Below are 11,720 nucleotides of genomic sequence, written 5' to 3' on the forward strand. Positions count from 1 at the left end.
AGAGGCGCGATTGTCTCACTTATGAAGCAACCTTACGGTGCCATCTCACTCCAGCGCCAACCAGATGGCGAGCCAGCCCCAGAGGCAGACGAGAAGCGCGAAACCAATCGCGAACAATGGCGCACGATAACGCAAACGGTTGCTGGTGACGTGAACGAAGGAGTGCGCATAACGGGAAATCACGAACAGCCAGGCCAGAACGACGGTAACGATATTGTCCGCGTCGGTAATATAAAGCAGCAGGCAGACGGGGTGGAAGAGAACCGGAAGCTCGAACTGGTTGGCAATGTTTCGGTTGACCAGATAGCTTTCGCGCCCTTCCTGTCCCGTATCGCGATATCTGAGCGCGGTATCACGGTCCGTCAGCGTGTATTTTTTGCGGCGGTAAAGCAGTAGGGCGTAAAGAACGAACACGAGAAATGCATGGGCTATCATCGGCCAGAACATTGCGGTCGTTGGTGACATGCTTTCTCCTCCAATCACAATAACGCTCCCCGATCCGGCGTGAATCGGGGAGCGCCAAATACTGAGACTATGTTGTTGCGGATTCGGTTCGAAAGATCAAACCGCGCCGGGGTAGTTCGGGCTTTCGCGGGTGATCGTCACGTCATGGGCGTGGCTTTCGCGCAAGCCCGCGCTGGAAATGCGCACGAAGGTGGCGCGCTCCTGGAATTCCTTGATCGTGCCGCCGCCGACATAACCCATGGCAGCCTTCAGGCCACCGGCCAGCTGGTGCAGGACGCCGGAGACCGGACCCTTATAGGGAACCTGACCTTCGATACCTTCCGGAACGAGCTTCAGCGTGTCGCGCACTTCCGCCTGGAAATAACGGTCGGCGGAGCCGCGCGCCATGGCGCCAACGGAACCCATGCCGCGATAGGCCTTGAAGGAACGGCCCTGATAGAGGAACACTTCGCCCGGGCTTTCATCCGTGCCGGCCAAAAGCGAGCCGATCATGACGGCGGAGGCGCCGGCGGCAATAGCCTTCGCCAGATCGCCCGAGAACTTGATGCCGCCATCGGCGATGACAGGAATATCTGCAGCATTGGCCACTTCGACCGAGGCCATGATCGCAGCAAGCTGCGGAACGCCAACGCCGGCGACGATACGGGTGGTGCAGATGGAACCAGGGCCGATACCGACCTTGACGCCATCGGCGCCGGCATCGATCAGTGCCTTGGTGCCGTCAGCGGTCGCAACATTGCCGGCGATGATGCGAACGGAGTTCGACATCTTCTTGACCACCGAAACGGCATCGAGCACGCGCTGCGAATGGCCATGCGCGGTATCAACGACCAGAAGGTCAACACCGGCATCGATGAGGCGTTCTGCGCGTTCGATGGCATCGGCACCGACGCTGATGGCGGCAGCGGCGCGAAGACGGCCCTGCGCATCCTTGGTGGCGTTGGGGTTGAGCTGCGACTTCTCCATATCCTTGACGGTGATGAGGCCGACGCAATTGCCCTTTCCATCCACCACCAGCAGCTTTTCAATGCGGTGCTTGTGCAACAGACGGCGCGCTTCCTGCTGATCGACGCTGCTTTCCTTGACCGTAACAAGGTTTTCGCGGGTCATCAGTTCATAGATCTTCTGCTGCGGATCGGATGCGAAACGCACGTCGCGGTTTGTCAGAATGCCGACGAGACGGCCATTCTTGTGGCCGCCTGCACCGCCGTTTTCAACCACCGGAATGCCGGAAATGCCGTGCGCCTTCATCAAAGCCTGTGCTTCTGCCAGCGTGGCATCCGGGCCGATGGTGACCGGGTTGACGACCATGCCGCTCTCGAACTTCTTTACCTGCCGGACTTCTTCGGCCTGTTCGATGGGGGTAAGGTTGCGGTGGATGACGCCGATGCCGCCGGCCTGCGCCATGGCGATGGCAAGGCGGCCTTCCGTGACCGTGTCCATGGCGGAAGAGAGGATCGGCAGGTTGAGATCGATATCACGGGCAATGCGGGTGGCGATATTCGTCTGTCCCGGCATAACCTCGGAATGTCCGGGTTGCAGCAACACATCGTCAAATGTGAGGGCGTCCAAACCAGTGGGTGTTTGAATGATGCGTGCCATGACCAAATTCCTTCATAATGAAAATGCGTGGCCGTCCCGGAACGAAAAGTTCACCCCGGCGCCCTGCAAGGATTGCTTGGAAGTTGGCGAGGGCTGGTAACACGTTCATGACAGGAAGGAAATAGAAAAAACCCGGAATGACCTTCCGGGCTTATTCTGTTGCTGCATTGCAGCAGGCGTTAAAGAGCGTCCTGTGGATCCCTGTTCCGCACGACGCGCTTTAACTGCTTGTTTTTACGCATGTCTTTATCGCAAAACCGCTTAACACTTTTGCGCGATATGCATCAGATGTCGAACTGGTAGGACTTCGGCACGAAACGGTACCCCGTATCCAGCTTTTCCGCGTAACCGACAGCCGGGAAAGGCATGTGATAGCCGAGGAACGGCAACCGGTCCGTGGCGATCATGTCGTAGACCTTCTTGCGGGTTGCAGCGGCCGCCGCCTTGTCCATGTCGAACTTCACTTCCCAATCCGGCTTTTGCAGCGACAGGACGAAATGGTTGGCCGTATCAGCCGTCAGGATCAGCTGCTTGCCTTCCGATTCGACACGGAAGATCATGTGGCCCGGCGAATGGCCAAACGCCGCAATGCCGGTGATGCCGGAAACCACGTCAGCGCCGTCGCCTATGAAGGTCGCCTTTTCCGCCAGCGGTTTGACGTTGGCGATGACGCCCTTCTGGCCGCCTTCGGCAGGCGTGCCAACCCGCTTCTCGTCCGTCCAGAAATCATATTCCGCCTGGCCGAAAACATAACGCGCCTTGGAGAAGGTCGGCGCGCCCTTTTCCATCAATCCGCCAATGTGGTCGCCGTGCATGTGGGTCAACACCACCACGGTCACGTCGTCAGGAGAGTAACCGGCAGCCGCCATGCCTTCGATAAGACGGCCGTTACCGGCGCCACGGCCGGACTCGCCGAAACCCGTGTCGAACAGCACGAGGTCCGTGCCGGTATTTACGAGAACCGGCGAGAAGGAATTGACGAATTGCTCCTTCGGCAGAAAATTGTCTTCCAGCAGCTTGCCGACGGTTTCCGCCGACTGATCGGTGCCGAAGGTCTCGCCCGGATTGGGCGCGGCGCGCGCGCCATCCTTCACGACAAGCACTTCGAAATTACCAAGCTTGAAGCGATTGGTTTCAGGCGGCATGGCGTGTTTGATCTCCATGGAAGTTTGCGGCTGGTTCGTCTGCGCCGTTGCGGTGCGCGCCATCAGAAGCGGCGCGCCGAGAACGCTTGCTCCCGCCACACCGATAAGGCCGCGTCTGCTCATGCTCAAGGATTGAGTCATCATTTTTCTCCCGATTCTCGCCAATGTCACTTTGCCCAACGGACAATAGAGCGAGAAAGTTGCAAGAAAACCTGCCTCACGCAGGTTTGATCGGAACTTCAGAAATTGATAATTAACGTGTTGGCAAGTCGGCCCATCAGGCGTAGGAGGAACTGCGATACCATTGTCGCAGCGGAGAGCCGCAGGCAGCCTCATGAACCGCATCATTCCCCTGATCCTGGCAGTCGCTCTCTTCATGGAGCAGATGGACTCCACCGTCATCGCAACGTCGCTTCCGGCCATTGCGGCCGATCTTCATGTGGGTCCGATCACGCTCAAGCTCGCACTCACGGCCTATATGGTGTCGCTGGCGATCTTCATTCCCATCAGCGGCTGGATGGCCGACAAATACGGCGCGAAGAAAATCTTCCGTTTCGCCATCGGCGTCTTCGTCGTCGGTTCGATCTGCTGCGCGGTCTCGTCATCGGTATTCGAATTCGTCGTTTCGCGCTTCCTGCAAGGCATGGGCGGGGCGATGATGACGCCCGTTGGCCGCCTCGTCCTCCTGCGGACGACGCAACGCAGCGAACTGGTTTCCGCCATGGCGCTTTTGACGATACCGGCGCTTGTCGGCCCTCTGACCGGCCCGCCGATCGGCGGCTTCATCACCACCTATTTTTCATGGCACTGGATTTTCCTCATCAACGTGCCCATCGGCGTCATCGGCATCTGGCTGTCGACGATCTTCCTGCCGGAAATCGAGACCACCAATCCGCCACCGATGGACGGCAAGGGTTTCGTGTTATCCGGTCTCGCAGCATCGGGCGTGGTTTTCGGCGTGTCGGTCGTCAGCCTTCCGGCACTGCCGCCCGCCATCGGCATCGCTTCGACGGTCATCGGTTTCATCTGCGGCTTTCTTTATGTGCGCCACGCGGCAAACCACCCTGCCCCCATTCTGGATTTCCGCATTTTCCGCAACCCGACATTCCGGGCGGCCACCGTTGGCGGCACCGCCTTCCGCATTTCCACGGGCGCCATTCCCTTCCTGATGCCGTTGATGTTGCAGATCGGTTTCGGGCTCAACCCGTTTCAATCAGGCATGATCACCTTTGCCGGGGCAATCGGCGCGATCACCACGAAATTCATGGCCAAGCGGGTCTTTGCCGCAACGGGGTTCAGATCAACGCTGATCGGAGCCGGCATCGTCGGCGCCTTCACGACGCTCGCCAACAGCTTCTTCACGCCGGAAACGCCCTACCCGCTGATCATGATCTGCCTGGTCACGGCGGGCTTTGCCCGTTCCTTCTTCTTTACCGGATCCAACGCGCTCAGCTATTCCGATATAGACGACAGCCAGGCAAGTCAGGCAACTTCGATGGCGTCCGTGCTGCAACAGATCAGCCTTGCGCTCGGCGTGGCTTTCGCAGCCGCCATCCTGGAAGTCAGCAGCATGTTATCCGGCTCGCATCTGCAGCTTGCCGATTTCCACGTTGCCTTCACCATCGTGGCGCTGGTCTCGCTGTTTGCAATCGTGCCGATCATCCGCATGGACGCGCAAGCGGGCGCGGCCGTTTCCGGCCACCGCGGCAAGGTCTCGCAACCGGCAGAATGATTAGTCTTCGTCCGCCTCATCCACGTGCATAACGGACTGCGTTTCGGCTGTCCGGCCCTTGAAATGCTTGGCGAGCAGGAACATTTCGACCGATTCCGAGCGCGAGGACGCCGGCTTGATATGCAGGACCTGCTTGAAGTTCTTCTTCAGCATGTCGAGCAATGCCTTTTCCGTGCCGCCCTGGAAGGTCTTGGCGAGGAAATGGCCGCCTTCCGCCAGCACCTGAACCGCGAAATCGGCCGCGACTTCGCACAGATGCATGGTGCGGATGTGGTCCGTCTTCTGGTGGCCCGTGGTTGGTGCCGCCATGTCGGACAGCACCAGATCCGGCGTGCCGCCAACGGCCTCCATCAACTGGTCCGGTGCGGTCGGATCGAGGAAGTCGAGCTGCAGGATCTTCACGCCGGGGATGGGATCGATTTCGAGAAAATCGATAGCGGCGACGCGGATATCATCCTCCGTGGAATCGGTAACCTTAGAAGCGATCTGCGACCAGCTTCCGGGTGCCGCACCAAGGTCGATGATGCGGGTGGCACCCTTCAGGATCTGGTGCTTGTCGTTGATTTCCAGAAGCTTGAAGGCGGCGCGGGCGCGATAGCCTTCAAGCTTGGCGCGCTGCACATAGGGGTCGTTGATATGACGTTCCAGCCAGCGGCGCGATGAGGCCTTGAGCTTGGTCTTCTTGACCTTCTGACCGATCTTTCGGCCGGTGCGATTGGTGCTTGTGGGCGCCTTGCTCATGTCAAACCTTCCGTTCTGTCCTGCCGTGCCATCTGCATGCGCCTTATCCGGTTACGCCGCCATGCGCCGTCATCCGCCATCATATCCGTCAACAGGCCTTCGCGCAGCCCGCGATCGGCCACACGCATGCGCCGCGCCGGCCAGCGACGGCGAATGGCCTCGAGGATGGCGCAGCCGGCCAGAACCAGATCGGCCCTGTCAGGACCGATGCAGGCATTGGCGGCGCGGCCGGCGAAATCCCATGCCAGAAGCTTGTCCTGCATCGCCGTCACCTCGGTATCTGAAAGCCAGAGGCCATCCACCTTGCGGCGATCGTAGCGCGGCAGGTCGAGGTGAACGCCCGCGAGCGTCGTCACCGTACCCGAGGTTCCGATCAGGTGAAAATCCTCGTGATGCGCAAGTGGCGCCAGAGGCGGGCACTGGAAGGCATCCAGCAGCCCTTCGACTTCCCGCACCATGGCGGCAAACACATCCGGCGTCACATTGCGGCCGCCATGGCGTTCCGAGAGGGTAACAACGCCGACCGGCAACGATGTCCAGTGGGTGATGTGGTTGGCGAGCCGGTTGGAACGGTTTTCGCCGACCTTGATGACCGCGATTTCCGACGATCCGCCGCCTATATCGAACAGCACCACCGAACGAGCTTCACGCCCGACCAGGGAGGCGCAACCCGAAACGGCGAGACGCGCTTCCGTCTCGCGGCTGATGATCTCAAGCTTGAGCCCGGTTTCCCGGGTAACCCGCTCCAGAAACTCCTCGCCATTGGTTGCTGCCCGGCAAGCTTCGGTGGCGATGAGGCGCATACGCCTGATCGGGCGTCCAGCAAGTTTCGAGGAGCAGACCTTGAGAGCCTCCACCGCGCGATCCATGGCATCGTCTGAAAGACGGCCGGTCGATACCAGCCCCTCGCCCAGCCGGACGATGCGCGAAAAGGCATCGACGACCCGGAACTGGCCGGGCCGTGTCGGCTGCGCGATCAGCAGTCGGCAATTATTGGTTCCGAGATCGAGCGCCGCATACATGTCCGTTGCGAATTCGGAGCCATGCTCTTGATGGCGGGCGCCGTGACGGGCGGACATTTCGGATTGTTGCCGGTGCGGTTCCTGAGCCGTCCCATTGGCGCGACCGTTCTGCTTGCCAACATGTCGGGGCGCATGGGAGGGAACCAGCGGGCGACCCTGCGGATCGCGGCTGCGCGGATCACGGTGAGCCCGCTTGCGGTTACGCGACTTGCGACCACCGGCAGGCGGCACGGAGGATGGATTGGTGGCATCCGTTGCGACGACAGCCTCTGGCTGTTCACTGGCAGCAGGCGGCGTCTGATGGGAGGTGCCTTTGCCACGGGAACGCCGACGCCGCTTTCTTTTGCGCGGTTCGGCATCCGGCTCGAGAGCCGATACATAGGGGGAACCGGCCGGAACATCCGCGGCAACATCATGCGACAGCACAGCAACGTCACGGGGTTTACCGTCACGCCTGTTTTTCTTGCCACGACGGGATCGCTTCGCTTTCCCTTTGTTTGCCACCGACGCCCCTTGTTCCGACGGCTTTGGGCCGTTTCCGGGGTCGATCACTGTCTTGTCCATTTCGCCGCGCACAAGCGTAGACGCTATGCTGCTGGCTTTCATAAGGTTTCGTTGGGCGGACAATACCAGCGCAAGAGATTTTAGCCAAATGGTTTTTGGAAGCGAGGAAACCGCACCGTCGACGCGCAGCAAAGACATGCGTTTGCGATAACCCAAATCGGGTTTGAAATCGCTGCAATGATTTTCAGGAATTTTAGGAAATTGGAGATGGTACGGTTGGGGGGTCTCGAACCTCCGACCTCAGGTGCCACAAACCTGCGCTCTAACCAACTGAGCTACAACCGCACATCAAACGCCGAACCGGCGCCACGGGGGGTGACATAAAAGGTGTTTTCGCTATTTGCAAGTCCTTCAGCGAATTTTGCGAAAAAAGGCTTGGAAAGGCAAGCGGTTTTCATGGCGCCAGAGCTGGCAACAGTCGATAGCCGGGTATACCGCTTGTAATCTGGAACGGGGCCAGAACGGGTCTCGCCGGGCCTGTTCATGTTAACTCTATTTGGCGATTCATTCAGGCGGCGGTGGACCGCGCCGCCCTGTGAAGTTATTTAAAATTCTGTTAACGTGGTGCCTCAGCGGGTTTACGTTTCAGCTTCATGAGGAAGCCGAAAGCCTCGCAAGGTCCGGTAGTGCCAGAATAGGTTTCGACATGCCCGCCGTCCAGTATCCCTTTATCGATATCGCAGTGCATGAACGGGTGCGCGAAGGTTTCGGGCGCGGCGAGGCGATGGCTTTGTTCTCGCTCGATCTTCAGAGCGCGCTCTGGGCCAATGGGCGCGGTGCAGCGCTGTTCGGCACGCCGATGGTCTATGATTTTCTGGAACAGGGGCCCAAACGGCAGGACGTGACCTTCCGGCAGCTGGCCGCGACGGCGGCGCGTCTTTCGAAGACCGGCGACAGCCTGTCGTTTACCATTCGTATCAATGCGGGCTTCCGCAGCCTTGCCGTTACCGCCAAGGCGGAAATCATCGAGGCCGAACCGGGCCAGCCTGCTATTCTGTTTTCCGCCCTCACCGATCAGGCCGCACCTGACACGGCGGAATGCGCAAGGCGCATGATTGAAGGCTTTGACGATCCCGATATCCATATCGCTGTCATCAATGGCGATAACGAGGTCGTTGCCGCTTCGGCCAAGTTTGCGTCGCTCGGCATCACGCCGCATACGGCAAAGACGCTGGTTAGGATGGCCGCAGGTCAGGCTGGCCACCTCGTCAAACGGCCCGTGCCGACCGGCAAGGGTTACATGCCCGCCGCCGCCGGCCAGATCACAACATCGCCAGAACTCAATCTGTTGTTCGTGGTCGAAACCGCGCTCGGGACGCTCGATCCCGTTAACGGCTTTGCCGAAGACAAGCCGCAGGAAAACCCGGCCGCCGCCCAACCGGCTTTGCCGGTTGCCGAGACCGCGCCTGTTGCCGCAACGGCTGCCTCGTTCGATTCCGTGCTCGACGCCGTCGCCGGGATAGAAGATGTGGAGGACGTGCCGGAACTGCCTTCCGACGTCGATGACGAAGTGACGGTGGAACAGGATGAGGAAGCCGTCCTGCCATTGCTTGCGGCAAAAGAAGAAACGGATGCTCCGGCGCATATCCCGCCGGAGGATGCCGATACGGCTGCGAATGCGGCTATGACGGACGATATTGCCGATATCTTCGAACTGGATGCGGATGAGGCAGAGGTTCCGGCAGCTGGTCAGGCTTCCAGCGAAGACCATACCGAACAGGCCCCGGACGTGGAGCGCGCAGAGGCGGAAGATGAGGTCGCTGAAACAATAGCGGCGCAGGACGCTGCACCCGTTGAAGAGGATGCCCCGGCGGCCGTGGAACAGACCGACGAACCCCGGCCTTTTGTCTTCAACGCCGGTGCGCGTGCATCCCGTTTCGTCTGGAAAATCGATGCCGAGGGCCGCTTCAGCTCGATCTCGCACGAATTTGCAGAAGCTGTGGGCGCGAAGGCGGCAGCTGTCGAAGGCATGAGTTTTGCCGATGTGGCGGCACTGTTCAATCTCGATCCGGAAGGCAAGATTCGCGAGCTTCTCGGCCGCCGTGATACCTGGTCTGGCAAGACGATCTATTGGCCGGTTGAAGGCACGTCCCTGATGGTGCCGATCGATCTCGCCGCCCTTCCCACCTATACGCGCTCGCGCGAATTTGACGGTTTCCGTGGTTTCGGCATCGTGCGGCTGGCCGATGCCGCAGAGGATCCGCACGCCACCGGCCTCACCTTCCTGCACGGCGAAGACATCCTTCAAACCGAGGTTTTGCCGCAGCCGGCTGCCGAGGATGAAGACGAGGAATTGCTGGCTTTTCTCGATGAGCTCGATGAGGAAACCCCGGCCGCTGAAGATGCGCCAGCCGAGATTTCGGACGAAGAGCGGCCCCACGATTACAGCCCGCCGGAATTCGAAGTGCCGGCCTTGGAAATCGTACCGACCCCGGAACCAGAGCCGGAGCCGGAGCCAACCTACTCCGACAAGGTCGTCCATCTGGAAGAGCGCCGCTGGCGCTCCCGCGAGGGCCTGACCGCAGGCGAGCAGGCCGCCTTCCGCGAAATCGGCCGGACGCTGGCACCCGTAGATGCCGTTTCAGACGAGGGCCCGAAGGCGGAAGAAGATGCTCCTTCTACCGATCCGGCTGCACAGCACATCCAAGACGATATCGACGCGGTAACACAGGTGGACCTGCCGCCCGTGCTGGAAGAAGACGTTAATGCCGCAGAACCGGCTGAGGAAGACGATCTCTTCGCGGACTATGTTCGCGGCGAACGTCCTGCGGCCACGAACAAGCCTGCCGATGAAATCCAGATCGAAGAAAAAACAGTCGCCTTCACCGAGGTGGTACCGGCGGCCGATATCGCCGCTGCGATGGTTAGCCCACCGCTGCGCCCCGCCGATGCGCTGAGCGCCGAAACGCTGGACCAGATGCCCGTGGCACTGCTGGTGCATGCCGGTGACAGGCTGATCCATGCCAATCCGGATTTCCTGCGGCTGACGGGCTACGGCTCTCTTGATGAATTGGACGAGGTCGGTGGACTGGAAGCCCTGCTGCAACGGCAGGAGCTTGAGGATATGCCTGATAACGAAGGCGGCATGGTCGTCGTCAGCGCCGAAAATGACATCATTCCGGTCAAGGCACGGCTGCAATCCATCCGCTGGGAAGACACCAAGGCGCTGATGCTGTCGCTGGTTCCGCTGGAAGAAAAGCAGGCACCGGTTACGGCAGCCAACGAGAATACGTCAGCGGACGAAACGGCGAATGCCGACGCAGGCAGCGTTTCCGTATTGCAGGGCGAAGTCGAAGAACTGCATTCCATTCTGGAAACGGCAACGGATGGCGTGGTGCTTTTGGGAGACGACGGCGAAATCCGTTCGCTCAATCGCTCCGCCAGTGCGCTATTCAACTACGACAATGGCGAAATCGCAGGAAAGCCCTTCGTCACCTTGTTTGCGCATGAAAGCCAGCGCGCGGTGCTGGACTATCTTTCCGGCCTAGCCAATAACGGTGTCGCCAGCGTGCTGAACGATGGCCGCGAGGTGATTGGCCGCGAGGCATCCGGCGGTTTTCTGCCGCTGTTCATGACGATCGGGCGGCTCAAATCCTCGCACGGCTATTGCGTGGTCATCCGTGACATCACCCAGTGGAAGCGCACGGAAGAAGAGTTACGCAACGCCAAGCGCGCGGCGGAAACCGCCAATGCGCACAAGACCGATTTTCTTGCGCGTGTCAGCCACGAAATCCGCACGCCTCTCAACGCCATCATCGGCTTCGCGGACATGATGGCGACCGAGCGTTTCGGGCCGATCGGTCATCCGCGTTATGTGGAATATTCCAATGATATCGGACGTTCGGGCCGGCATGTGCTCGATATCGTCAACGACCTCCTCGACATCTCAAAGATCGAAGCCGGGCAGATGGATGTCGATTTCATCGCGGTTCCGCTTAACGAGACGGTGGCCGAGGCGGTCTCGCTGGTGCAACCGCAGGCCAACAATCAGCGTGTCATCATCCGCACGGCGCTTTCGCAATCCGTTCCACAGATCGTTGCCGACTTGCGCTCGATCAAGCAGATCGTGCTCAACATCCTGTCGAACGCCATCCGCTTCACGCCATCAGGCGGCCAGATCGTGGTTTCCACCGCCTATGAGGCCAATGGCAGCGTCGCGCTGCGTATCCGCGACACCGGCATCGGCATGACCCGAGCTGAGTTGGAACAGGCCATGAAGCCGTTCCGGCAGGTGGCGTCATCGGGCAAGCGCGTGCGCGGCGATGGCACCGGGCTCGGCCTTCCCTTGACCAAGGCGATGGTGGACGCCAACCGGGCGAACTTCTCCATCACCTCGACACCGAACGAGGGAACGCTGGTGGAAATTACCTTTCCGTCGCAGCGGGTTCTTGCCAACTGAGGCCATGCGGGCGTAGCAATGCGGGAACCGCCGGCTAAACGGACAGCCGG

7 protein-coding genes and 1 tRNA gene are annotated in these 11,720 nt (G+C 60.1%); 2 read left to right on the plus strand and 6 right to left on the minus strand.

The features are described from left to right. Positions 1-45: 45 nt before the first annotated feature. The 3 genes from F617_RS0101990 to F617_RS0102000 form a co-directional block, all read right to left on the minus strand. Complete coding sequence (locus F617_RS0101990) at positions 46-447, minus strand: MAPEG family protein (RefSeq protein ID WP_003515166.1); 402 nt, start codon at positions 445-447, stop codon at positions 46-48. Positions 448-561: 114 nt separating this feature from the next. Continuing rightward, entirely contained in the window at positions 562-2,067 is a 1,506-nt protein-coding gene (guaB, locus tag F617_RS0101995; RefSeq protein WP_003515165.1) for an IMP dehydrogenase, read from the minus strand. A 284-nt stretch (positions 2,068-2,351) separates the two neighbouring features. Next, on the minus strand, positions 2,352-3,353 hold the full coding sequence (locus F617_RS0102000) for an MBL fold metallo-hydrolase (protein ID WP_026330627.1): 1,002 nt from the start codon (positions 3,351-3,353) through the stop codon (positions 2,352-2,354). Between the two features lie 193 nt (positions 3,354-3,546). On the opposite strand from F617_RS0102000, the gene F617_RS0102005 reads away from it, so the two are divergent. Continuing rightward, positions 3,547-4,944: an MDR family MFS transporter gene (locus F617_RS0102005; RefSeq protein ID WP_003515163.1), complete on the plus strand. Its 1,398-nt coding sequence runs from the start codon at positions 3,547-3,549 to the stop codon at positions 4,942-4,944. Here F617_RS0102005 and F617_RS0102010 read toward each other — a convergent pair whose 3' ends face one another. From F617_RS0102010 to F617_RS0102020, 3 genes are all read right to left on the minus strand, one after another. Next, positions 4,945-5,685, minus strand: a complete 741-nt coding sequence (locus F617_RS0102010; protein WP_003515161.1) for an RlmE family RNA methyltransferase — start codon at positions 5,683-5,685, stop codon at positions 4,945-4,947. Beyond that, positions 5,682-7,313 carry a Ppx/GppA phosphatase family protein gene (locus F617_RS0102015; RefSeq protein WP_026330628.1) on the minus strand — a complete coding sequence of 544 codons (1,632 nt, stop codon included), beginning with the start codon at positions 7,311-7,313 and terminating at the stop codon, positions 5,682-5,684. Before F617_RS0102015 ends, F617_RS0102010 begins: the two co-directional genes overlap by 4 nt. A 166-nt stretch (positions 7,314-7,479) precedes the next feature. After that, positions 7,480-7,556, minus strand: a tRNA-His gene (locus F617_RS0102020). A gap of 361 nt (positions 7,557-7,917) precedes the next feature. Here F617_RS0102020 and F617_RS0102030 point away from each other — a divergent pair. Then, positions 7,918-11,670: an ATP-binding protein gene (locus tag F617_RS0102030; RefSeq protein WP_019564280.1), complete on the plus strand. Its 3,753-nt coding sequence runs from the start codon at positions 7,918-7,920 to the stop codon at positions 11,668-11,670. Positions 11,671-11,720 lie beyond the last annotated feature (50 nt).

Origin of the sequence: Agrobacterium sp. 10MFCol1.1 (assembly GCF_000381165.1) — a bacterium.
Lineage (GTDB): Bacteria > Pseudomonadota > Alphaproteobacteria > Rhizobiales > Rhizobiaceae > Agrobacterium > Agrobacterium tumefaciens.